Below are 23,358 nucleotides of genomic sequence, written 5' to 3'. Positions count from 1 at the left end.
AATCTATGCTACACACCGGCTGCTGTGAACGTCCGCGCCGGACAAAATCAACCCGCCGAAGCGAGCCCGAGGGGCAGGAGGTCAGCCATGCGCATTCTGGTCGTCGGGTCCGGCGGGCGCGAGCACGCGCTGTGCTGGGCGATCGCCGCCTCGCCGCTGGTCGACGCCCTGTACTGCGCGCCCGGCAACGCCGGCATCACTCGCGAGGCGACCTGCGTGCCGATCCCGGTCGAGGACCTGGACGGCATCGTCGGCTTCGCCCGCGACGAACGGATCGACTTCGTGGTGGTCGGGCCCGAGGGGCCGCTGGTGGCCGGCCTCGTCGACCGGCTGGACGCCACCGGCATCAAGGCGTTCGGGCCGAACGCCGCGGCCGCCGTGCTGGAGGGCTCCAAGGCCTTCACCAAGGACTTCTGCGCCCGCCACGGAATCCCGACCGCCGCTTACGGCCGGTTCACCGATGCCGAGGCCGCCAAGGCCTATATCCGCGGGCAGGGCGCGCCGATCGTCGTGAAGGCCGACGGACTGGCGGCCGGCAAGGGCGTGATCATTGCCGAGACAGTGGACGAGGCGCTGGCCGCGGTCGACGCGATCATGGCCGACAGGGCGTTCGGCGAGGCCGGTGCCGAGATCGTGGTCGAGGAGTTCATGACCGGCGAGGAGGCCAGCTTCTTCGCGCTGACCGACGGCGCCACGGTGCTGCCGCTGGCCGGTGCCCAGGACCACAAGCGGGTCGGCGACGGCGACACCGGGCCGAACACCGGCGGCATGGGGGCCTACTCGCCGGCTCCGGCGGTCGACGCCGCGATGGCCGGCCGCATCATGGCCGAGATCGTCGGGCCGACTGTCGCCGGCATGGCCGCCGAGGGCCGGACCTTCAAGGGCGTGCTCTATGCCGGGCTGATGCTGACCGCCGAGGGGCCGAAGCTGATCGAGTACAATGTCCGCTTCGGCGACCCAGAGACGCAGCCCCTGATGATGCGCCTGAAGAGCGATCTGCTGCCGGCGCTGATCGCGGTCGCGGACGGCCAGCTCTCCCATGTCGACCTGCGCTGGCGCGACGAGTTCGCGCTGTGCGTGGTGATGGCGTCGAACGGCTATCCCGGCAGCTATGCGAAGAACACCGAGATCCGCGGGGTCGAGGCGGCGGAAGCGGACGGTGTCGTGGTGTTCCATGCCGGCACCGCGCGCGGCGCCGACGGCCGGCTGCTGGCCACCGGCGGCCGGGTGCTCGGGGTGACCGCGCTGGGCGCCGACGCGGCCGACGCGCGGCAGCGGGCCTACGCGGCGGTCGACCGCCTCGACTGGCCGGACGGGTTCTGCCGCCGCGACATCGGCTGGCGGGCCGTGGCCCGCGGGTAGCGCCCGGCGCGGTCGCTACATGACCGCCTTCTTCAGCGCACCCCAGTCCCAGCCTACCACGGTCGACCTGTGCAGGCCCTGCGGCAGTTGGGTATGGGCGGTCGACCCGGCCACCAGCACGCCGGCGACCTGCAGGTTCGCATGCTTGGCGAACCGGACCTCCTCGACCACGTTGCGGCTGGTCGACACCATCGGCGTCACCAGCACCAGCGCGACCTGCGCCTTCCGCATTGTCTCGACCATGACCAGTTCGCGGTGCGTGGGATCCAGGTCGTCGCGCTTGGAGGCTCCGGTCACCTTCAGGGGCCAGTTCTGCTCCGACAGCTCGCGCAGGAAGTCGCGGGCCACCAGCCGGCCGCGCTGCAGGTCGAAGATCAGGTGCAATCGACGGACCTGCGCGGGGGGAGAATCGGTCATGAATTGTTCATCGCTTCGTAGGATCCAGGTAGGAGTTGTGGTCGAGCGTTGTGGCCGAGGTCAAGGCTTGCGGGTGGGGATCGCGTGACCAACGACAAAGACGGCTGCGTCGTGCGCCTGGACGACGCCCGGTCGGGCGCCTTCGCGTCGCTCGAGACGTTCTTGGCGGCGGTGGACGGGGCGACCGCGTACGCGTTCCAGCCGATCGTCCATTTTGACACCGGGATCGCGCACGGCTTCGAGGCCCTGCTGCGCGGCGTCGACGGCCTCGGCCTGGGATCCATCGGGGCGCTGTTCGACCTCGCCTACCATCGCGGCTGGCTCGGCCCGCTGGAACGACTCCTGCAGTCCAAGGCGATCGACGCCTTCGCCGAGATCCCGTCGGACACCGTCCGCCTGTTCTTCAACGTCGACGCCCGCCGGGTTGCGGCCGCCGAGGCGGTGGCCGAGGAGATCGCCGAGCGACTGGACGTCCGAAGCGTCGGGCGCGACCGATTCTGCCTGGAGATCCCGGAGACCCAGGAACTGGCCACCGGCGACGGCGCGCTCGGCGTGTTCCGGCGCCTGAAGGAGGCCGGCGGCCACCTGGCGCTGGACGACTTCGGGCAGGGCTATTCCCGCCTGCGGCTGCTGCACGAGCACCAGCCCGACTACGTGAAGATCGACCGCTATTTCATCTCCGGGATCTCGGCGGAACCGAAGAAGCGGTTGTTCGTGTCGCGCATCGTCGACGTCATGCACGTGCTGGGCATCCGCATGATCGCCGAGGGTGTGGAGACCGAGGCCGAGTTCCGGACCTGCAAGGACCTCGGCTTCGACCTCGCCCAGGGCTTCCTGGTTCAGCATCCGACCGTCGAGCGCGCGGCGCTACGTTCCGTCTACCCTGTGGTGGAGCGCATCAACCTGACGGAGCGTCGCAATCGATCGGGCGACGTCGGGTTGGTGCGGGAACAGATCGAGCGGTTGCCGCCGCTGCGCGCCGACCTCGACATGGTCGACGTGTTCGAGGCGTTCCGCCGGCATGGCGAGATGTCGTTGTTCCCGGTGATCGACCGTGACGACGTGCCCGTGGGGGTGATCCGCGACGTCGACCTGAAGGCCTATGTCTACTCGCCGTTCGGCCGCGACCTGATGGCCAACAAGACCTACGGCAAGCAGCTCCGCGACCTCGTGAACCCGTGCCCGGTGGCGGCCGTCGAGACCCCGATCGAGAAGATCCTGGAGCTGTTCGCCCACCATGCCGACACCCCCGGCGTTCTGATGGTGGAGCATGGACGCTATGTCGGATTCATGGGCTCGATCGCGATCCTGCGGGCGGTTCACGAGAAGAACCTGGCGGCGGCCCGCGACCAGAACCCGCTGACCCGCCTGCCGGGCAACCTGTCGATCGGCGACTGGGTGGCCGAGGCCCTGGCCGACGGCGGGACCGACCGGGTGCTGGCCTATTTCGACTTCGACAATTTCAAGCCGTTCAACGACAGCTACGGGTTCCGCCAGGGCGACCGGGCGATCCAGCTGTTCGCCGAGCTGATGCAGAAGTCGTTCGCCGGCGCCGCCTTCCTCGGGCACATCGGCGGCGACGACTTCTTTGCCGGCTTCTTCGGTGCCGACGCGGCCGCGGTTCGCGCCCAGGTGCAGGAACTGCTGGAGCGGTTCCGTCACGAGGTCGAGAGCTTCTACGAACCGGAGGCGCGGCGCCTGGGCTACCTGGCGGCGGCCGGCCGCGACGGCCAGGTTCGCCGGTTCGGCCTGCTGACCTGCAGCGTCGGGCTGCTGGTGCTGCCGGCCGGCCGCGAGCCGGTGCCGGCCGACCGGGCGATGACCGAGATCGCCCGCCTCAAGAAGCAGGCCAAGGCCGGTGCGAACCGGCTGGCTGTGTCGGAGCTGGGCGCGGCGACCTGAGGCCTGCGGCCGCCGAAGCTGCTGGGCGGCAGCCATCGCCGGCCGGTCCGCAGGTCGGTCGGCCTATCGACCGGGTGCGCGGCCGGGCGGGCAAGCGCTATCCTTCGCATTGCCGTCCCGACGCTGATCTGCGTGTCGAGAGGGCTGCCGGGCGCGAAATCTGGACAGGGAAATGCCATGCAGTTCCACCTCAACGGGTTCCGCCCCGGCGATCCGGGTGTCTCCGGACCGGCCGATGCATCGTCCGGCAGCGACGCCCTTCCCGGGGAAATCGACGTCCTGATCGTCGGCTGCGGACCGGCCGGCCTGACCCTGGCGGCGCAGCTTGCCCGGTTCCCCGGCATCACGACCCGGATCGTCGAGCAGAAGCCCGGTCCGCTCGAACTGGGGCAGGCCGACGGGGTCGCCTGCCGGACCATGGAGATGTTCCACGCCTTCGGGTTCAGCGAGCGGCTGATGAAGGAGGCCTATTGGGTCAACGAGACGACGTTCTGGAAGCCCGACGACGGCGACCGCCGGAACATTGTCCGCCACGGCCGGGTCCAGGACGTCGAGGACGGGCTGTCCGAGTTCCCCCATGTGATCCTGAACCAGGCACGGGTGCACGACTTCTACCTGGAGGCCATGCGCAACTCGCCCGGCCGTCTGGAGCCGGACTATGCGCGCCGCCTGCTCGACCTGCAGGTCGACCCGGGCGCCGCCGGCCACCCGGTGACCGTCTGGCTGGAGCGGACCGATCCGGGGTACGGCGGGCAGGTTGAGACCGTGCGGGCGCGCTACGTGGTGGGCTGCGACGGCGCGCGCAGCGCCGTTCGGCAGTCGCTCGGCCTGACCCTGCGCGGCGAATCCGCTAACCAGGCCTGGGGCGTCATGGACGTGCTGGCGGTCACCGACTTCCCCGACATCCGCTTCAAGGCGGCGATCCAGTCGGCCAACGAGGGCAACGTCCTGATCATTCCGCGCGAGGGCGGCTATCTGGTCCGGCTCTATGTCGAGATGGACAAGCTGGCTGCGGACGAGCGGGTGTCGCGCCGCAACCTGACCGCCGACCACCTGGTCGCCGCGGCCCGTCGCATCCTGCATCCCTACAGCCTCGAGGTGAAGGAGGTCGCTTGGTGGTCGGTCTACGAAATCGGCCAGCGGCTGTGCGACCGGTTCGACGACGTGCCGGACGGCGCCGCCGGAACCCGCACGCCCCGTGTGTTCATCGCCGGCGACGCCTGCCACACCCACAGCCCGAAGGCCGGGCAGGGCATGAACGTGTCCATGCAGGACGCCTTCAACCTCGGCTGGAAGCTCGCCCACGTCCTGCAGGGCCGCAGCGCGCCGTCGCTGCTGCACAGCTACTCCGCCGAGCGCCAGGCGGTCGCGCAGGAACTGATCGACTTCGACCGCGAGTGGGCCAGGATGTTCAGCGCGCCGCCGAAGGGCTCGCCCGAGGACACGGGCGACGGTGTCGATCCGGCCGAGTTCCAGCGCATCTTCCAGAAATTCGGCCGCTACACGGCGGGAACGGCGACGCGATATCGGCCGTCGCTGCTCACCGGCGAGCCGACCCACCAGCACTTGGCCCGGGGACTGGTCGTGGGCATGCGGTTCCACTCGGCCCCGGTCATCCGCCTGGCCGACGCCAAGCCGGTCCACCTCGGCCACACGATCGAGGCCGACGGCCGCTGGCGGGTTTTCGCGTTCGCGGGTGCCGGGGATCCGGCCGCCGCGACCGCCGGGATCGGGGCGCTGTGCAGGTTCCTCGATCGGTCGCCCGACTCGCCGGTCCGCAGATACACGCCGCCGGCCGCCGACATCGACTCGGTGATCGACCTGCGGGCGGTGTTCCAGCAGGATCACCGCGACCTCGACCTGGCAGCCATGCCGGACTTCCTGCTGCCGCGGAAGGGCCGCTACGGGCTGATCGACTACGAGAAGATATTCTGCGCCGACCTGAAGTCCGGCAACGACGTGTTCGCGATGCGCAGGATCGACCGGGACCGCGGCTGCCTGGCGGTCGTGCGCCCGGACCAGTACGTCGCCCAGGTCCTGCCGATCGACGCCCATGCCGAGCTTGCCGCATTCTTCGCGGGCTTCATGCAGCCGTGCGCCGGGTGACCTGAAGTGTCAGGCCGTCGTGGAGCGGTCGAAGAAATCCCGCGGGCTCTCCACCTCGACCAGCCGGTTGCCCGCGATCTCCCAGAACCGGTTGCCGACATTGGCCACGAACCGCCGGTCGTGCGACACCAGCAGGCAGGCGGCGTCGCGGGCGCGGAGCTCGGCCTCGAGCGCCTCCTGGCCCTCGATGTCCAGGTGGTTCGTGGGTTCGTCCAGCATGTAGAAGTTCGGGCGCTGCAGGCGCAGGACCAGCATCGCCAGCCGCGCCCGCTGCCCGCCGGACAGGGTCGCGACCGGCCGGGCCTGCAGGTCCAGGGCGATGCCGACGCCGGCCAGCAGCGCGCGGGCCCGCCGGTCGCCCAGGTCGAACCGGCCGGTGACTGTCTGGAACGGCGTCTTCGCCCGGTCCAGCTGGCTCAGCTCCTGGTCGCAGATGCCGGCCACCATGGAACCGGCGCAGGCGATCCCCGCCTGCACGCCACCCGCCGCTACCCCGGCGATGACGGCGAGCAGCCACGACTTGCCGGTGCCGTTGCCGCCCAGCAGCACGACCCGCTCGCCCGGTGCGATCCACAGCCGGCCGGTCCGGAACAGCAGGGTGCCGTCCGGCGTGGTCACCGTGGCGGCGTCGAGGGTCAGCAGCGCCCTGGCGTGCGCGTTGCCGTCCGCCAGCCGGATGGTGCCAGCCGACAGCGACCGATGCGCCGGCCGCGCCTCGTCCTCGATTCGCGCGGCCCGGGCCCTGAGCTGCTTGGTCTTCACGGTCAGCAGGTCGGATCCGGAGTTGATGCCGATGTTGTTCAGCTTGGCCGCCTGCCGGCGCAGCTGGGCGACCTGCTTCAGGTCGGTGGCGTGTCGGCGGGCGGCCGCGGCGTCGGCTTCCGCGAGGGCGTCGCGGGCCGGCGAGAATGGCAGCGCGAACAGCGGCGAGCCGTGCTCGCGCAGGAACAGCGTCCGGGTCGTGACCGCGTCGAGGAACGCCCGGTCGTGGCTGGCGGCGATCACCGCGGTGTCGCGCGGCAGCCCGGCGACCCAGCGCTCGATCTGGGCGATCCGGGCGAGATCCAGATGGTTGGTCGGCTCGTCGAGCAGCAGCAGATCGGGTTCGGTCACCCAGGCCCGGGCTAGCTGCGCGATGCGCTGCCAGCCGCCGCTCAGCGCCGCCAGCGGCCGGTCGCGCAAGGCCGCCGGGAATCCGAGGTCGTCTAGCGTCACCTCGGCGCGCCAGGCTTCCCAGTCCCGGGTCTCCGCCGGCAGGGCGTCGAGCGTGGCCTCGACCGCGTTGAGCGCAAGCAGCCGGTCCGGCGGGTCCTGCCGGACCAGCGCCGTGCGCAGCCCGCGAGCCCGGACGATACCGCCGGCGGTCGGCTCCAGCCGGCCGGCGAGGCAGTTCAGGAGGGTTGTCTTGCCGCGGCCGTTGGCGGCGACCAGGCTGATGCGGTCGCCCCTGGCGACGGTGAGGGAGAGGTCCTGGAAGAGCGGGGAGCCCAGGGTGACACCCAGGGAATCGAGGCTGACGAGGGACATGACGAGGTCTTTCGAATTCCGCCCGGAGCTGCCTCCGGAAATGGCGCAGGGCGCCGAAAAGGGCGGATCGGGACGAAAGACGATGGGCGTCGTCGGTTCCTGATCAGCCCTGCAAACGCGTTTGCAGGGCGGAAACGGGGCCGCGCTGTCGATAGCGCCAGATCAGCATCGCGCAGCCCTCCTCTGGTTGCAGGTTAGCGACAGCCGTTTCGTACCACGGCAGTCGCTTGCCGGGCAACCGGCGGCGCGGCCGGTCGGCAGGGACCCCTGGGCGATCCGGCGAGGGCGGCATCGCGGAAGTGTTCCCGCAAGTCGCCCGGTCCGCCGGCGGCGGCACGACGTGCCAGGACGAGCGCGTTCGGGCATGCGGGCTTGCATGTGGGCGTCGGCTTGAACAGATTCGCCGCGCCCGTATCGGCGAACAGACAATATCGGGAGAATCAGGGAGTGGCGGTCCGCCTCGACGACGTCCGGGTGCTCGCGCGCATCGCCGAGCGGGAAGGATTGCTGGCCGACCTGGTGCCGCTGTGGCGGCGGTGCCCGGAGCCGTTGGCCTCGCTGGTCCCGGGCGCCGAGCCGGCAACTGGCGTGGACTGGATCTGGCCGGTCCTGGAGCATCTGGCCGGACGCGCTGCGTCCGACACCGACTGCGCGCGGGCCTTGGTGATCCTCGACGCGTTGCTTCGCCCGACCGTTGTGGAGGTGGCCGCCCGGCGCGGAATGAGCGGGCATTCCGGCACCGCCGGCGTCATCGAGACGCTCGCCGACACCACCGAAGCGCCGGACTACGCCGTTCATCTGGTCCACCTGCTGATAGCGGCAAACCGGCCGAACGACGTCAACCGGGCGATCCAGCGTTACGTCTCCGACGGGAGGCTCGCGGTTTCGGCGCTGGTCGAGCCGGAGAAGCTGGACGGACTGCTGTGGCAGGCACCGGCACCGGAGACCAGGCGAACCACTTCCGTGCCGGTCCTGGGAGCGGACGGCGACGAGCGTGTCGAGCGGCGCCTGGACTGGCCATCGGGCCGGCCCTATCTGGCCGAGTTGCAGGGCGTCACGCTGGAAGCCAACTTCCTGCTTCATGTCCCGGAAGCTGGGGTGGTTGCCGACGGGATCTCCTACCGCCGCCGCTATGGGCTCCGATACCGATCCTTCCTGATGTCCCCGAAGCAGCCGGTCGTCGTGCATGCGCCGCTGACGGAGGACGTGCCGATACTTGAGCGGGCGACGTATTTCGGCCGACCTTCGGAGCATGGGCACTTCATTGTCGAGGGCCTCGAGCGGCTGTATGCCCACACCATGGCCGGGCATCCGCCGAGAGCTCCGATCCTGGTGCAGAGCCTGCCGCGCCCGGGCTATCGACGGTTGCTGGCGGGGCTCGGACTGCCGGCCGACGACGACGGCTATGTGGTCGTTCCCGACAACCGCGTGCACTGCCGGCGACTCACGGTTGCTGGGATCGGCACGCAGCTGCCGGCGGTCCATCCGGATACCGTGCGGTTTCTCGGCGACCGCGGCCGGCGTGCCGCCGGCGTCCCGGCCGGCCGGGACGGTGCGGGTCGTCGGCTCTACCTTGCCCGTCGCGCGTCCGGGCGCAGGGGAATGCTCAACGAGGCCTCGGTCCGCGGTGAGCTGGAGACCGCCGGCTACGAGACGGTCTACCTGGAAGACCTGGAACTCGTCGACCAGATCGCCTTGATCGCCGACGCGTCGGAGGTGGTCGGGATCCACGGCAGTGCGATGATCAACCTGATCTGGGCGCGTCCCGGCACCCGTATCTGCGTCCTGGCACCGGCCTCCTGGCGGACATGGGCGCCAGGGCATGTCGACATGTTGTTCGGACTCTTCGAGGCGGTCGGACTCGAGGCGACGCTCGTGGAGTGCGATTTCGCGGAGACCGCACGCGGGAAGCGACAGCAGTTCGATGCCGACCTGGAAGTTCCGATCGCCGGCATCAGGCGCTGGCTGGGGCGTTCCAGATCCGGCTGACGTAGTCGCGAACCGATGCCTCGTCGTTCGCGATTCGCGTGAATCCGGCGACCAAACTGTCCGGGTCGACCGGGAGTCGGCGGCCCATCCATGCGCCGATGATCGCATCGAGATTCCCCCGGAGCGGTCCGCCGGCCGGGTTCAGGCCGGTCACCAGCAGGAGCCCCGAGGGCGGGGCCGGCACGAAGGTCAGCGACAGGTCGGGTCGCTCCCGCGAGAGAATTGCCGCCGCTTTCCAGACGTCGCCGGTCCAGAAGATCCGCTGCCGCTCGCGCGTCGCGACCACGTGGTGGATCGGGTAGACGTCGTGCAGTGCTACGACCGTGGACGGTGAGGACAACCGCTCGACGTTTAGGAAGTCGCGCAGAACCTGGTCGAAGGTGTGAAGACCGTCGATGAAGGCGAACTGGACAGGGGCTTCGATTACGTCAAGCAGGTCCGGGCGTGCGAAGAAGGCATCACTGGTCATCTCGACGATGCGGCCGCCGACCGGGCACGTCAGCTTCGGCTCGGGGTCGACGCCGACCGCGCGCGTGTCGGGGCGAGCCAGGGCGAACGACTTGCCGAAATTGACCCCGATCTCGAGATAGTTTCGTGGCCGGCCATGCTCGTGGATCCAACCGAGCACCTGCCGGTAGTCTTCGCCCGGCAGCCGGCGGGCCACTTCGGCGAGGTCCTGCGCATAGTTCCGTTCAGCGTCACGGCGTTGGTCCGAAGGGCCGCTCTCAGATGTCCGCATGGATCGTCCGCCAGTCTGGAAGTTGGCGTCACCCTGCCTTGGACCGGAACTCGAATACCAGGGGAATTTGCAGGATGCGCCGCGGGATCTCGGAGCCCGACGACGCCACACCATGGAACGAAATCGGCGAGCGCGCGAAGAGAACGGCCGTGTTCGGCCGGTATGGGGCGACGGCTACTTCCGTGAAGTCCTCGAACGGATAGCCCGCTGCCCCGGTCTCGCATCGCATGTCGGGATTCTTGGGCCTGTAGAGCCGCGTGCCGTGCTCGGCCGGGTCCCCCGGATCGGCCAGATAGACGAGCGCGGTCACGAGTTTCGCGTTGCCGTCCGTATGCGGCGGCAAGGCAAAGCCGGATCGGTCACAGATCACGTCGATGTTGGGGGTACGCAGCCTGACGTCACCGGACTGGCGCTCCAGCTGCGCCCGAACCGTGTCGGCGAACAATTCGATCAGCGCCCGGGTGAACGCCTCGGACCGAACCAAGCCCAACAGGCGGGCGAAGGGCCGGATTCCGGTATGGTCGTCAACAACCGTGGCAAGGTCGTCGGCGGTCTGGAACAGCCGCTGGTCCGAATAGCCGATCGCGGCGCGGCGTTTCCGGATGTCCTGCATCGACCCGGGGTCGGGAAACGACCGACGCATGGCCCCGAACAGGTCCGGGTGCAGAAACCCGTCGATGACGGCATGGGGGAAGGGATCGTTGATCACCTTGCCGCCGCGGATACGCTCGATGGTGGCGTCGTCGCTCATCAGAGGCTGGAATCCCGAGTGTGACGTCGATCTAGCGGCCGGAAGGGAAGCTTGTAAAGATCTCGGATGGCGGTCGACGGCCTGACCGGGCCTGCGGCTAGCGTCGGTCTGCGAAAAACGCACGGAGCATCTCCCCCGCTCGCGTCTCCTCGACGCCGCCGACCACCTCCGGATGATGATGGCAGGTCGGCTGGTCGAACACCCGCGCGCCGTGCTCGACGCCGCCGCCCTTTGGGTCGTAGGCGCCGAACACCAGCCGCCGGATCCGGGCATGGGCGATCGCCTGGGCGCACATGGCGCAGGGCTCGAGGGTGACGTACAGATCGCACTCGGTCAGCCGCGGCTCGTCCAGCGCCCGCGCGGCCTGCCGGATCGCCAGCATCTCGGCGTGGGCGGTCGGATCGCGGTCCGCCTCGACCCGGTTGCCGGCCTCGGCCAGCACCCGGCCGCTCGGCGCATGCACCACCACGGCCCCGACCGGCACCTCGCCGGCGGCCGCCGACGCGCGCGCCAGCGCCAGCGCCCGCGTCATGAAGCCGCCGCCCGGGAAGCCCTGTCGGGAGCCGCGTTCGTCCATGGCGCGGGCATACGCCGTCGCGTGGCGATTGTCACGCCGGGCGGCGCGCGCTACACCGGCTGCCCATGCCCCAGAACCCGTCCAAGCCGCCCCGCCGCGCCCCCATCGATCTCGCCCCGCTGTTCGAGGAGAGCCGCGGCCCCGAGCGCATCGCCAAGCGCCTGGCCCGGGCCGGTCTGTGCTCGCGTCGCGACGCCGAGCGTTGGATCGCCGATGGCCGGGTCAAGGTCGACGGCACCGTCCTGGCCTCGCCGGCGGTCAAGGTCGACGACGGCAACGTCATCCTGGTCGACGACAAGCCGCTGCCCGACCTGGAGCCGCCGCGGCTGTGGCGCTACCACAAGCCGGACGGGCTGGTGACCAGCAACCGCGACCCCGAGGGCCGGGCGACGGTGTTCGACAAGCTGCCGAAGGATCTGCCCCGGGTGGTCACGGTCGGCCGGCTCGACATCGATTCCGAGGGCCTGCTGCTGCTGACCAACGACGGCGAGCTGGCCCGCTACCTGGAACTGCCGTCGACCGGCTGGATCCGGCGATACCGGGTCCGGGTGTTCGGGCCACTGGATGAGGCGAGGCTCGGTAACCTGAAGAAGGGCATCCGCATCGACGGCGTCGAGTACGGCCCGATCGAGGTGACCATCGACAAGGCGACCCGCACCAATTCCTGGCTGACCGTCGGCCTGCGCGAAGGCAAGAACCGCGAGATCCGGCGGGTCATGGAGCATCTGGGGCTCAGTGTCAGCCGCCTGATCCGGATCACCTACGGCCCGTTCCAGCTCGGCGACGTGCCGCCGGGCGGGGTCGATGAGGTCAAGCGCCGGGTCCTGAAGGACCAACTCGGTCTCGACAAGGGCGACGACAGCGGTCATGCCAAGGCCCGGCCGCAGCGGATAGGCACGGCGCCGCCGGGCCGCAAGGCGGGAACCGGAAAGCCGAGAGCCGATCGGCTGGAACTCGCCGAACCGATTCCGGCCAGGCCGGGCCGCGGCAAGCCGGTGCGGGGCAACGCGGCGAGAGGCAAGGCGGGACCGGGCAAGGCGGGACCGGGGCAGTCGGCCGGCGGTCGCGCTACGTTGGGCAAGCCGACAGCAGGCAAACCGGCGGCGTCGAAGCCGGGCACCTTGCGGTTGAAGCCCGGGGCGGAGGGTGACGGCCCGACCGATCGCAGGAGCAACGGGGGGAGAGCGGGTGCGGATCGTCGCCGGAAAGCACCGCGGGGCTAAGCTGACCGCGCCCGAGGGGCTGGAGGTGCGGCCGACCTCGGAGCGGGCCCGCGAGGCGCTGTTCAACATCCTGGAGGGCGGCCGCTTCGCGTTGACCCTGCGCGGGGCGCGAGTGCTCGACCTGTTCGCCGGCTCCGGGGCGCTCGGCCTGGAGGCGTTGTCGCGCGGCGCCGGCCAGGTGATCTTCGTCGAGACCGCTCCGGCCGCGCTGGCCGCGCTGAACGCCAATATCGCCAAGCTGCGCGCCGCCGGCCTCGCCCATGTCCGCGAACTCGACGCCACCCGCTTCCTGGAGCGCACACCGGTGCCGGCAGATCTGGTGCTGATGGACCCGCCCTACGGCTCCGGCCTGTGGGCCGAGGCGCTCGACACCATCGACCGCGGCGGCTGGGTCGGCCCGGACACTCTCGTCGCCGTCGAGGTCGGCAAGAAGGAGAAGGTGGCGGCCCCGGCCGGCTACCTGCTGGCTGACGACCGGCGGTACGGAGCGGCGCGGCTGATCCTTCTGCAGAAGACGGCGGACTAGCGGCCCTCCAGCCCGGCGTGCTCCTTCTCGAAGTCCCAGACCTGCTGGAAGCCCATGGCCTTCGAAAAATCCATGAAGTCGGTCAGCGGGGCGGTGACGCCGGTCGAGGCGCCGGTCTGCCTGAGGGTGCCGTAGACCGACTCCAGGGCCGCGCCCATGGCCAGGAACCCGACCGCGGGGTAGATCGCCATCTGGTAGCCAAGGCTTATGTACTCCTCGGCGCTCAGCACCGGGGTCTTGCCGCCCTCGACCACGTTGACCAGTAGCGGCAGGTCGAAGCTGCGGCCGATGGTCTCCATCTCCTCGACGGTCTCCGGCGACTCCACGAACAGGATGTCGGCGCCGGCCTTCGCGAACGCCTCGGCCCGGCGCAGCGCCTCGTCGAGGCCGTGGGCGGTGCGGGCGTCGGTGCGCGCCACGATCAGGAAGTCGCGGCTGGCGCGGGACTCGGCGGCGACCTTCACCTTGGCTGCGGCCTGTTCGATCGGGATCACCCGGCGGCCCGGTGTGTGGCCGCATTTCTTCGGGAACTCCTGGTCCTCGAGCTGGATGGCGGCGGCCCCGGCGGCCTCGTAGCCGCGCACAGTGTGCTCGACGTTGAGCAGCCCGCCATAGCCGGTGTCGCCGTCGGCCACCATCGGGGTGTTCGCCAGCCCGGCGAAGGTCCGCACCCGGTCGACCATGTCGCGGTAGGAGGCGAGCCCGGCGTCCGGCAGCCCGAGATGCGAGGCGACGGTGCCGTAGCCGGTCATGTACAGGCAGTCGAACCCCATGCGGTCGGCCAGCCGGACCGAGATGCCGTCGAACACGCCGGGTGCGGTCAGCAGCTTGCCGGGCCGAAGCTTGTCGCGCAGGGATGCCATCGGGGTTCCTCCGTGGGAGCGTCGTTTGCGGGGGAGAGTGGCACAGCTTCGTTCACCCTGTCGCCCTGAGGTGAGAGCGGAGCGAGCCGCGAAGGGCGATAGGGAAAGGAGCGCGCATCTCAGTTCGCGACGCGCATCAGAAATCCGTGCAGCGGCCCTTGTGCTCCCAGTCGCCGAAGCGGGTCGGTTCGGGGCCGCTGTAGCCGCCGCGCTCGGGCGGCAGGTCGGTGGCGGCGGCGCGCGGGTCGAGCCGGTCGAGCCGGTCCGGCACCTCGACGGGCGCGCCGGCAGAGGCAGGAGCCGCAGGCTTGGATTGCGGTGTCTGGACGCTGCGGAACGGGCGCGGCTGCTTGCTCATGACCCCAGCATATAGGCCGCGGCTGACCCGGCCGCCAGTCCTTGAAGCCATCGCCGGCGCGGGCCATTTCTGCCACGGTTCCTCGAAAACCATGGGCAAGGAGACATGAACACCTTCCGCACTGGATTGCTGCTGGCGGCCCTGGTGGCGCTGTTCGGGGTAGTCGGCTATGCCATGGGCGGCGAGGGCGGCATGCTGATCGCGCTGGCGGTCGCCGTCGCCATGAACTTCTTCGCCTACTGGAATGCCGACTCGATCGTGCTGCGGATGTATGGCGCGAAGGAGGTCCGGCGCGCCGACCTGCCGTGGTTCCACGACATGATCGGCCAACTCGCCGCCCGGGCCGAGCTGCCGATGCCGCGGGTCTACCTGATCGACCAGGAACAGCCGAACGCCTTCGCCACCGGCCGCAACCCCGAGAACGCCGCGGTGGCCGCCACCACCGGCCTGCTGCGCCGGCTCAGCCATGAGGAGGTGGCCGGGGTGATGGCGCACGAGCTGGCGCATGTGAAGAACCGCGACACCCTGATCATGACCGTCACCGCGACCATCGCCGGCGCGATGTCGATGCTGGCCAACTTCGCGATGTTCTCGGCGATGTTCGGCGGGTCCGACAACCGGAACAACCCGCTCGGCGGCATCGGCCTGCTGCTGATGGCAATCGTGGCACCGCTCGCCGCCACCGTGGTGCAGCTGGCGATCAGTCGGACCCGGGAATACGGCGCCGACGCCCTGGGCGCGCAGATCTGCGGGCGCCCGCTGTGGCTGGCCTCGGCGCTGGACCGGCTGGAGACCGCCGCCCACCGGATCGACAACGACGCCGCCGAGGCCAACCCGGCGACCGCGCACCTGTTCATCGTCAATCCGCTGCACGCCCGCTCGCTCGGCGCGCTGTTCTCCACCCACCCGCCGATGAAGGAGCGGATCAGGCGCCTGCGCGCCATGGCCGGCGGGCAGGATTCCGCACGCGGGCCTTGGGGTTAACAACGGGGCTTGAGGGCCGCGGCCGGGCGTGTTCAAAGGGCGCCATGGCCGATGCCCGCACCACTCCCGAAGCCAAGGTCTCCGCGTCGCGCAGCGTCGCGTTCGACCTTTTCCGCGCCGTCCTGACGAAGCGCACGCCGTTCGACGAGGCACTCGCCGCCCATGACGGGCTGGCCAAGCTGCCGGACCGCGACCGCGGCTTCGCCCGCCTGCTGGTCGCCACCGCACTGCGCCGTCTCGGCCATGTCGACCGGCTGGTCGACGGCTGCCTGGACAAGCCGCTGCCGGCCAAGGCGCTGGTGGTGCGCGACATCCTGCGGCTGGCCGCCACCGAGCTGCTGATCCTGGGGGTGGCGCCGCATGCCGCCGTCGACAGCGCCGTCACGCTGGCGCGCTCGCGCGGGTTCGAGCCGTTCGTGAAGCTGACCAACGCGGTGCTGCGCCGCCTCGACCGCGAGGGGCGCGGCGCGATCCTTGAGATGCCGGCCCTGCAGGCGCTGCCGGACTGGCTGGCCGATGGCTGGCGGGCCGCCTACGGCGACGCGACCGCCGAGGCGATCGCCGCCGCCGGCTTCGTGGAGCCGCCGCTCGACATCTCGGTCAAGGAAGACCCCGAGGGCTGGGCCGGGAAGCTCGGGGCCACCCTGCTGCCGACCGGCACCCTGCGGCGCGGCTTCGACGGCCGGGTCGAGGCGCTGCCGGGCTTCAAGGAGGGCGCCTGGTGGGTCCAGGACATGGCGGCGGCCCTGCCGGCGAAGCTGCTCGGCCCGGTCGCCGGCAAGCGGGTCGTCGACCTGTGCGCGGCGCCGGGCGGCAAGACCGCCCAGCTGGTCGCCGCCGGTGCCGACGTGCTGGCGGTCGACCGCGCCAAGCCGCGGCTGCTGCGGCTGGAGCGCAACCTGGCCCGGCTCGGCCTGACCGCCGCGACCCGGGTCGCCGACGCCACCGAGATGAAGCTGGAGAGCCCGGTCGATGCGATCCTGCTGGATGCGCCGTGCTCGTCGACCGGCACCATCCGCCGGCACCCCGACGTGCCGTGGCTGAAGCACCCCGGCGACCCGGCCAAGCTCGCCACCCTGCAGGACCGGCTGATCGCCAACGCCGTGCGCATGCTGGCCCCGGGCGGGGTGCTGGTGTTCTGCACCTGCTCGCTGGAACCGGTCGAGGGACCGGAGCGGGTAGCGGCCGCGCTCGCGGCGAACCCGGAGCTGCGGCGCGAGCCGATTCGCCCCGACGAGGTCGGCGGCCTGACCAAACTGGTGACCGAACAGGGCGACCTGCGCAGCCGGCCGGACCAGCTCGCGGCGCTTGGCGGCGTCGACGGGTTCTACGCCTGCCGCCTGGTGCGGGCCTGACCCGTCGCCCGGCGGCGCTTGATGCCGTAGCAGCAACCTGATAACGACCGCTCCATGTCCCGCGACATCCTGATTGCCCCCTCGATCCTCTCGGCCGACTTCGCGCGGCTGGGCGAGGAAGTCCGTGCCGTGAACGACGCCGGTGCCGACTGGATCCACATCGACGTCATGGACGGCCATTTCGTGCCGAACCTGACGATCGGGCCCGGCGTGGTGAAGGCCCTGCGGCCGCACACCGGGCGGACCTTCGACGTGCATCTGATGATCGCGCCGGTCGACCCGTTCGTGGCCGCCTTCGTCGAGGCCGGCGCCGAGATCGTGACCGTGCACCCCGAGGCCGGCCCGCATGTCCACCGGACTCTGCAGCTGATCCGCTCGCTCGGCGCCCGGGCCGGCGTGGCGCTGAACCCGGGCACCCCGGTCGAGGTGCTCGACAACCTCATGGACCTGGTCGACCTGATCCTGGTGATGACGGTGAACCCGGGGTTCGGCGGCCAGGCCTTCATCGACAGCCAACTCGCCAAGATCGCTGCCGCCCGGACCCGGATCGACGTCACCGGGCGCGATATCCGGCTGCAGGTCGACGGCGGGGTGACAGTCGACACCATCGCCTCGGTCGCCGCTGCCGGCGCCGACGTCGCGGTGGCCGGCACCGCGACCTTCCGCGGCGGACCCGACGCCTATGCCGGCAACATCGCCGCCCTGAAGGCCGCGGCCCGGGCCCGGGCATGAGCGGAGACGGCGGTCTCGGCCGGCGGCTCCGCGAGGCTTGGTACGCCTCTCCCCTGCATGCCTGGCGGATCAGCGGCGATGGGCCGCAGGGCCTGACGGTCGCCCTGACCGATCCGTGGCCGGGCGAGGCCGACGCCGGCCGCGAGATCCTGGAGGGCGCGTTCCCGGTCGCCGGGCAGGTCGTGCATGTCGGTCCCGACCCGTGGCGGACCGAGGTCCTGACCCCGGGCGCCGCCGAGGTCCTGCACCGCTTCGAGTGGCTGCGCGACCTGCGCGACCTGGGCGGCGACGCCGCCCGCCGCAAGGCCCGCGACCTAGTCGGCGGCTGGATCGAGACCTTCGACCGCTGGGACCGCTTGGCGTGGCGCTCGGACGTGCTGGCGGCCCGGCTGGCGTCCTGGGTTGCGACCTTCGGCTTCTTCGGGGAATCGGCGGACGAGGCGTTCCGCGAAGCGGTCCTGGCCAGCCTGGCACGCCAGCATCGCCACCTGCTCGGGGCGCTGTCCAGCGGACCGGACGGGGTCGCCCGGATAGAGGCTCTGCGCGGCGCCATCGCCGCCGGCGTGGCCCTCGGCCAGGGCGGCGACCGGCTGCAGGGGCTGGTCGACCGGCTGGATGCCGCCGTGCGCGAGCAGATCCTGACCGACGGCGGCCACCGTGCGCGGTCGCCGCGGGCCCAGATGACCGTGCTCGCCTGCCTCGTGGACTCGCGGGCGGCGCTGCGGGCCGCCGGCCGGGAATCGACCGGCGCCCTCGACGACGCGATCGGCCGGATGACCGGGATCCTGCGCATGCTGCGTCTCGGCGACGGCGGGCTGGCGCTGTTCAACGGCGCCACCGAGGGCACGGTTTGGCGGATCGACTCGCTGCTGGCCCGGACCGAGTCGAAGGTGCGGGCGGTCGGCTCGGCGCCGGACACCGGCTTCGAGCGGCTGGTGGCCGGGCGGGCGGTGGCGATCATGGATGTCGGCGTGCCGACCGTCGAGGAAGGGCTGCTGCACGCCGGCACCCTGGCCTTCGAGCTGTCGGTCGGCAAGGAGCGGCTGATCGTCAACTGTGGCGCCGCTCCGGCCGACCCGCGCTGGGAGAACGCGCTGCGGGCGACCGCAGCCCACTCGACCCTGGTGATCGACGACACCAACTCGACCGAGATCGACCTGCGCGGCGGGATCGGCCGCGCCCCGACCCGGGTCCGGGTCGAGCGCTGGGAGGCCGACGGCGCGGTCTGGGTTGAGGCCGAGCATGACGGCTACGCCGAGAGCCACGGGGTCACCCACCGCCGCCGGCTCTACATGGCGGCCGGCGGCGACGACCTGCGCGGCGAGGACGTGCTGACCTACACCGGCGGCCCCGGCGTTCGGCCGGCGGAGGCGGTGATCCGCTTCCACCTGCATCCGCGGGTGGCGGCCTCGGTGGTGCAGAACGGTGCCGCGGCGCTACTGCGCACGGCATCCGGCGCCGGCTGGCGCCTGCGCTCGGCGGGCGGTGCGCTGCGCCTGCAGGAGAGCGTGTATTTCGGCGACCGCGGCGTGCTGCAGCGCTGCCGCCAACTGGTCCTGGCGACGCCGGCCGGCGCGGTCCGCGAGGACGGCTCGCTGACCATCAAGTGGGCGTTGCGCCGCGAAGACCGGCGGGCCGGCTGAGCCGCGCCGCCCGCTGGCATCTATCTCCGTTTCGAGCACTCCGGTATAAGCGCGGTCATGTTCGGATTCATTGTCCTGGCGGCGCCCGCCTTCGCCTTCGCGCTCGCGTGTCTGGGTACCCGCGTGCTGATCGGCGTGCTGACCCGCCGGGCCGTGCTGGACCGTCCGAACGAGCGCTCCAGCCATACCGCCCCGGTGCCGCGCGGCGGCGGCCTGGCGGTGGTGGCGGCGATCGCCGTCGGCTGGATCTGGCTGGCTGCGGCCGACGCCGAGCCCGTCCACTGGCTGGCGCCGCTGGCCGCCACCCTGGCGCTGGCGGCATTGTCGTTCGTCGATGACCTGCGCAGCCTCGGGGCCGGCGTCCGGCTGGGCGCCCAGGCGCTGGCGGTGGCGGTCGGCCTCTGGGCGCTCGATGGCCGCGGCGCGCTGGCGGCCTTCGCGCCGGCCTGGATTGACCTGCCGCTGACCGCGCTCGGCTGGCTGTGGTTCGTGAACCTCTACAACTTCATGGACGGGATCGACGGCATCACCGGTACCGAAACGGTCTCCATCGGGCTCGGCCTCGCCGGCCTCGCGGTCCTGGGAATCGCGCCGGCCGCCGTCCTCGGCCCGGCCCTGGTGCTGGTCGCCGCTGCCGCCGGGTTCATGGTGTGGAACTGGCATCCGGCGCGGATCTTCCTCGGCGACGTCGGCAGCGTCCCGCTCGGCTATCTGCTCGGGCTGCTGCTGGTGGTGGTCGCCGGCGGCGAGGGCGAGGGCGGCGGTGGCGCCACGGCAGCCGGCGGTTTGGTGGCGGCGTTGCTGCCGCCGCTGGTCTATTTGGTCGACGCCACCCTGACCCTCGGGCGCCGGCTGGCGCGCGGGGAGAACCCGGCACGGGCGCATCGCGAGCATGTCTACCAGCGGGCGGTGATCGCCGGGGCCAGCCACTCGGCCGTGTGCCTGCTGATCGCCGCCGCGAACCTGGTCCTGGTCGGGCTCGCCTGTTTCCTGGCACCGGCGGCGCCGCTGGTCGCGCTGGCGGCCGGCGCGGTGGCGGTGGCGGTGCTGTTCGCGGCGCTGCGGCCGGCGCCGGTCCCGACATCCGCGCGGCGGGCCTAAGGGCTGCGGGCATGAGCGAGACCCCGGCATGAAGGTCCTGCTGACCGGCGCCAACGGCTATGTCGGGCGGGCTGCCCGGGCTGCGCTCGAATCCGCCGGACACGAGGTGGTGGCGGCGGTGCGGACGCTCGACCGGTTGCCGGCGCACCGCCGGGCCGGCGCCGTGGCGGTCGGCGCGATCGACGCCGGCACCGACTGGAGCGGCGTTCTCGACGGCGTCGAGGCTGTGCTGCACATGGCATCGCCGGCGCTGATGGACGCCGACGCCGCGACCCGGCGGGAGGAGGCCCGCCGGGTGATCGTCGACGGTACCGGCCGGTTGCTTGCGCAGGCCGGCGCGGCCGCGGTCCGCCGCTTCGTGTTCGTCAGTTCGCTGAAGGCGATGGGCGAGGAATCCGGTGCGCGGCCCCTGACCGAGGGTGACACCCCGGTGCCGCAGGACGAGTACGCCGAGGCCAAGCTGGAGGCCGAGCGGCAGGTGCTGGCCGGGGCGCCGGGCGGCCTGGTGGTGCGCAGCCCGGCGGTGTACGGCCGCGCGAGCGGCGGCAACCTGCGGCAGATGATCGAGTTCCTGCGCCGGGCCCCGGCGGTGCTGCCGCTCGGCTACACCGGCAACCGCCGGTCCTTCATCCACCGCGACAACCTGGTCTCGGCCCTGCAGCGCTGCCTCGAGGCGCCGGACGGCATCGGCGGTACCTTCCTGGTGTCGGACGGCGAGGCGGTGTCGACCGCGACCCTGGTCCGGCGGATGCTGCGGGCGCTCGGCCGGCGGGCCCTGGTGGTGCCGGTGCCGCGGGCGGTGCTGGAGACCCTGGTCGCGGCCCGGCTCGGTCCGGAGGCGGCGCGCCGGCTGGTCCAGTCCTATGCGGTCGACGACCGCGCGATTCGCGCCGCCCTCGGCTGGTCGCCGCCGCTCGATCCCGAGCGCTCGATGGCCGATGCGGTCGCGATCGGGCCCGATCCCCATGCGTGAACCGTTCCCGACGGGCCGCGCGAGCGGCCGGTACCCCGTGATAGACTGGCGCCGCAGCAACCGGAGGACCCGGCCGTGACCGGACGGGCGTTACGACGATCAGCCGCGATCCTCGGCCACGACGTCGCAATGGCGGCGGCGTCGTTCCTGCTGTCGCTGTATCTCCGGCTCGGCGACGGCATCTGGTGGTGGCCGCGGCAGGTGGTCGAGACCGGGCTGGTCGCCTTCACCCTGACCGCCGCCGCGGTGTTCCTGGTGGTCCGGCTCGACACCGCGGTCTGGCGCTACACCTCGGTCGGCGACCTCGCGCGGATCGTGCGGGCGGTCCTCCTGATCCTCGCCGGCTTCCTGGTCGTGCAGTTCGCGCTGACCCGGCTCGACGACTTCCCGCGGTCTTTCCTGATGATCGAGGCGTTCGTGCTGACCGGCCTGCTGGCGGCGCCGCGCTTCGGCTACCGGCTACTGAAGGACGGCACGCTGTCGGCGCTGTTCGAGCGCAATGCCCAGGACCGGATCCCGGTGCTGCTGGTCGGGGCCGGTGACGGCGCCGACCTGTTCATCCGCGAGATGGCGCGCGGCCAGGAGGCGCCGTACCGGGTGGTCGGCATCGTCGACGACCGCGATTCCCGTACCGGCCGGCAGATTCGCGGCGTGCGGGTGATGGGGGGGCTCGACGGCCTTACGGAGGTGGTCGAGCGCCTGACCGGCCAGGGCATCCGGCCACAACGCCTGGTGCTGACCCGCGCCCGCATGGACGGCGCCACCGTGCGTCGGGCGTTCGAACAGGGCGACGCGCTCGGCATCCCGGTCAGCCGGATGCCCCGGGTCGGCGCCCTGGAGGCCGCCGACGGCGGCGCCGTGACCCTGCGACCGGTCAATGTCGAGGATGTGCTGGGGCGGCCGCAGGCGACCTTGGACCGCGACGCGATGCGCGCCCTGGTCGCCGGGCGGCGGGTGCTGGTGACCGGTGCCGGCGGCACCATCGGCTCCGAACTGGTGCGCCAGGTGGCCGGCTTCGGTCCGGCCGCCCTGACCCTGGCCGACAGCTCGGAATTCGCGCTCTACAGCATCGACCAGGAAATGGCCGAGGCGGCTCCGGAGCTTGAGCGCCGGTCCATGATCGGCGACGTGCGCGACCGCGCCCGGGTCGCCCAGGTGATGGCAGCGGCGGCCCCCGACATCGTGTTCCATGCCGCCGCCCTCAAGCACGTGCCGCTGATGGAGGCCAACGCCGACGACGCGGTGCTGACCAACGCGGTCGGCAGCCGGATCGTCGCCGACGCCGCGCGAGCGTCGGGAGTGCGGGCGGTGGTGCTTATCTCGACCGACAAGGCGGTCAACCCGACCAACGTCATGGGTGCCACCAAGCGGCTGGCCGAGGCCTACGCCCAGGCGCTCGACCTGGCGGGCGGCAACGGCGGCACCCGGTTCGTGACCACCCGGTTCGGCAACGTGCTCGGCTCGACCGGCTCGGTGGTGCCGCTGTTCCAGCGCCAACTCGAGAAAGGCGGGCCGTTGACCGTCACCCATCCGGAGATGACCCGTTACTTCATGACCGTGCGCGAGGCGGTCGAGCTGGTGCTGCAGGCCGCCGCCCTGGAGGTAGCGACCGAGGGCGGGCGCGGTGGCATCACCGTGCTCGACATGGGCGAGCCGGTGAAGATCGTCGACCTCGCCCGCCAGATGATCCGGCTGGCTGGGCTGGTACCGGACGAGGACGTGCGGATCGCCTTCACCGGCCTGCGGCCCGGCGAGAAGCTCTACGAGGAGCTGTTCCACGACGCCGAGGCGCTGGAGCCGACCCCGGTACCGGCCCTGCGCCGGGCAAGGCCGCGCATTACCGACCTGGCGCTGCTGGCCCGCGGCCTCGACGAGTTGGAGGCGGCGGCCCGCGCCCGCGACTCCGCGCAGACCCTGCGGGTGCTGTCCCGGCTGGTCCCGGAATACGCCCCGCCGGCTGCCGACGCGGCGGCCCGGGCCACGGGGGACTGAGGCGGGACTTCCTACCGGTAGCCGTCGCTTCGTCTACGGTGTTCACACATCGCGAAAACGTCAGCCGCTCGAGGTATTTCGCAGTGCTCGTCACGCAGTGGATCCCGGAGCCGGCTGCTCGCGCAGCCCCTCCGGGATGACGAAGTGAGGGTTGGAGTCGGGAGGGAAGCCGACCAGATCCTCCCCACTTTCGTCATTCCGGAGGGTCTCGGACTTGATCCGGGACGGCTCCGGAACC

20 protein-coding genes are annotated in these 23,358 nt (G+C 71.5%); 13 read left to right on the top strand and 7 right to left on the bottom strand.

Translation table 11 applies throughout. The annotated features are described in order from the left end of the window. Positions 1–87: 87 nt before the first annotated feature. Positions 88–1,362 carry a phosphoribosylamine--glycine ligase gene (gene purD / locus RIC31_RS07725; protein WP_350104835.1) on the top strand — a complete coding sequence of 425 codons (1,275 nt, stop codon included), beginning with the start codon at positions 88–90 and terminating at the stop codon, positions 1,360–1,362. Positions 1,363–1,377: 15 nt separating this feature from the next. On the opposite strand, the gene RIC31_RS07720 is transcribed toward purD, so the two are convergent. Continuing rightward, the gene (locus RIC31_RS07720) at positions 1,378–1,779 is read right to left on the bottom strand and encodes a hypothetical protein (RefSeq protein WP_350104834.1); all 402 of its coding nucleotides are present in this window, start codon (positions 1,777–1,779) and stop codon (positions 1,378–1,380) included. Positions 1,780–1,863: 84 nt separating this feature from the next. Between RIC31_RS07720 and RIC31_RS07715 the strand changes: the two genes are divergently transcribed. After that, positions 1,864–3,681, top strand: a complete 1,818-nt coding sequence (locus RIC31_RS07715) for an EAL domain-containing protein (protein ID WP_350104831.1) — start codon at positions 1,864–1,866, stop codon at positions 3,679–3,681. Positions 3,682–3,858: 177 nt separating this feature from the next. Continuing rightward, positions 3,859–5,787 (top strand): FAD-binding monooxygenase, encoded by a 1,929-nt coding sequence (locus RIC31_RS07710; RefSeq protein ID WP_350104829.1) that lies wholly within the window; start codon positions 3,859–3,861, stop codon positions 5,785–5,787. Between the two features lie 9 nt (positions 5,788–5,796). On the opposite strand, the gene RIC31_RS07705 is transcribed toward RIC31_RS07710, so the two are convergent. Next, positions 5,797–7,314, bottom strand: coding sequence for an ABC-F family ATP-binding cassette domain-containing protein (locus RIC31_RS07705; RefSeq protein WP_350104827.1), 1,518 nt, complete (start codon positions 7,312–7,314; stop codon positions 5,797–5,799). Positions 7,315–7,692: 378 nt separating this feature from the next. Here RIC31_RS07705 and RIC31_RS07700 point away from each other — a divergent pair, with 378 nt between their 5' ends. Further along, positions 7,693–9,303, top strand: coding sequence for a glycosyltransferase family 61 protein (locus tag RIC31_RS07700; protein ID WP_350105697.1), 1,611 nt, complete (start codon positions 7,693–7,695; stop codon positions 9,301–9,303). On the opposite strand, the gene RIC31_RS07695 is transcribed toward RIC31_RS07700, so the two are convergent. The 3 genes from RIC31_RS07695 to RIC31_RS07685 all read right to left on the bottom strand — a co-directional run bounded on the left by RIC31_RS07695 (position 9,269) and on the right by RIC31_RS07685 (position 11,370). Continuing rightward, positions 9,269–10,042: a class I SAM-dependent methyltransferase gene (locus RIC31_RS07695; protein ID WP_350104824.1), complete on the bottom strand. Its 774-nt coding sequence runs from the start codon at positions 10,040–10,042 to the stop codon at positions 9,269–9,271. The genes RIC31_RS07700 and RIC31_RS07695 overlap by 35 nt on opposite strands. Positions 10,043–10,070: 28 nt before the next feature. Beyond that, positions 10,071–10,793, bottom strand: a complete 723-nt coding sequence (locus tag RIC31_RS07690) for a hypothetical protein (protein WP_350104821.1) — start codon at positions 10,791–10,793, stop codon at positions 10,071–10,073. 97 nt (positions 10,794–10,890) lie between these two features. Continuing rightward, positions 10,891–11,370, bottom strand: a complete 480-nt coding sequence (locus RIC31_RS07685) for a nucleoside deaminase (RefSeq protein WP_350104819.1) — start codon at positions 11,368–11,370, stop codon at positions 10,891–10,893. Positions 11,371–11,435: 65 nt separating this feature from the next. Between RIC31_RS07685 and RIC31_RS07680 the strand changes: the two genes are divergently transcribed. Together RIC31_RS07680 and rsmD are read left to right on the top strand one after the other, a co-directional pair. Beyond that, the gene (locus RIC31_RS07680) at positions 11,436–12,593 is read left to right on the top strand and encodes a pseudouridine synthase (protein ID WP_350104817.1); all 1,158 of its coding nucleotides are present in this window, start codon (positions 11,436–11,438) and stop codon (positions 12,591–12,593) included. Beyond that, positions 12,559–13,119, top strand: coding sequence for a 16S rRNA (guanine(966)-N(2))-methyltransferase RsmD (gene rsmD, locus RIC31_RS07675; protein ID WP_350104815.1), 561 nt, complete (start codon positions 12,559–12,561; stop codon positions 13,117–13,119). Before RIC31_RS07680 ends, rsmD begins: the two co-directional genes overlap by 35 nt. Here rsmD and RIC31_RS07670 read toward each other — a convergent pair. Together RIC31_RS07670 and RIC31_RS07665 are read right to left on the bottom strand one after the other, a co-directional pair. Continuing rightward, positions 13,116–13,982 (bottom strand): isocitrate lyase/PEP mutase family protein, encoded by an 867-nt coding sequence (locus tag RIC31_RS07670; protein ID WP_350104813.1) that lies wholly within the window; start codon positions 13,980–13,982, stop codon positions 13,116–13,118. The genes rsmD and RIC31_RS07670 overlap by 4 nt on opposite strands. A 136-nt stretch (positions 13,983–14,118) precedes the next feature. Continuing rightward, positions 14,119–14,340 (bottom strand): DUF1674 domain-containing protein, encoded by a 222-nt coding sequence (locus RIC31_RS07665; RefSeq protein WP_350104811.1) that lies wholly within the window; start codon positions 14,338–14,340, stop codon positions 14,119–14,121. A 105-nt stretch (positions 14,341–14,445) separates the two neighbouring features. Between RIC31_RS07665 and htpX the strand changes: the two genes are divergently transcribed. The 7 genes from htpX to RIC31_RS07630 all read left to right on the top strand — a co-directional run bounded on the left by htpX (position 14,446) and on the right by RIC31_RS07630 (position 23,120). Further along, on the top strand, positions 14,446–15,324 hold the full coding sequence (gene htpX, locus RIC31_RS07660; RefSeq protein ID WP_350104809.1) for a zinc metalloprotease HtpX: 879 nt from the start codon (positions 14,446–14,448) through the stop codon (positions 15,322–15,324). 44 nt (positions 15,325–15,368) lie between these two features. Beyond that, positions 15,369–16,679 (top strand): RsmB/NOP family class I SAM-dependent RNA methyltransferase, encoded by a 1,311-nt coding sequence (locus tag RIC31_RS07655; protein ID WP_350104807.1) that lies wholly within the window; start codon positions 15,369–15,371, stop codon positions 16,677–16,679. Between the two features lie 54 nt (positions 16,680–16,733). Next, positions 16,734–17,411, top strand: a complete 678-nt coding sequence (gene rpe, locus RIC31_RS07650) for a ribulose-phosphate 3-epimerase (RefSeq protein WP_350104805.1) — start codon at positions 16,734–16,736, stop codon at positions 17,409–17,411. Continuing rightward, on the top strand, positions 17,408–19,054 hold the full coding sequence (locus RIC31_RS07645) for a heparinase II/III family protein (RefSeq protein WP_350104802.1): 1,647 nt from the start codon (positions 17,408–17,410) through the stop codon (positions 19,052–19,054). Before rpe ends, RIC31_RS07645 begins: the two co-directional genes overlap by 4 nt. Positions 19,055–19,111: 57 nt before the next feature. Then, the gene (locus RIC31_RS07640) at positions 19,112–20,155 is read left to right on the top strand and encodes an MraY family glycosyltransferase (RefSeq protein WP_350104800.1); all 1,044 of its coding nucleotides are present in this window, start codon (positions 19,112–19,114) and stop codon (positions 20,153–20,155) included. Between the two features lie 28 nt (positions 20,156–20,183). Then, positions 20,184–21,128: an NAD-dependent epimerase/dehydratase family protein gene (locus RIC31_RS07635; RefSeq protein ID WP_350104798.1), complete on the top strand. Its 945-nt coding sequence runs from the start codon at positions 20,184–20,186 to the stop codon at positions 21,126–21,128. A gap of 75 nt (positions 21,129–21,203) precedes the next feature. Then, positions 21,204–23,120, top strand: coding sequence for a polysaccharide biosynthesis protein (locus tag RIC31_RS07630; RefSeq protein WP_350104795.1), 1,917 nt, complete (start codon positions 21,204–21,206; stop codon positions 23,118–23,120). The last annotated feature ends 238 nt before the right edge of the window (positions 23,121–23,358 follow it).

The organism is Thalassobaculum sp. (assembly GCF_040219615.1).
Taxonomy (GTDB): Bacteria; Pseudomonadota; Alphaproteobacteria; order Thalassobaculales; family Thalassobaculaceae; genus Thalassobaculum_A.
Note: the sequence above shows the minus strand (reverse complement) of the source record. Positions and strands in the feature narration are given on the sequence as shown.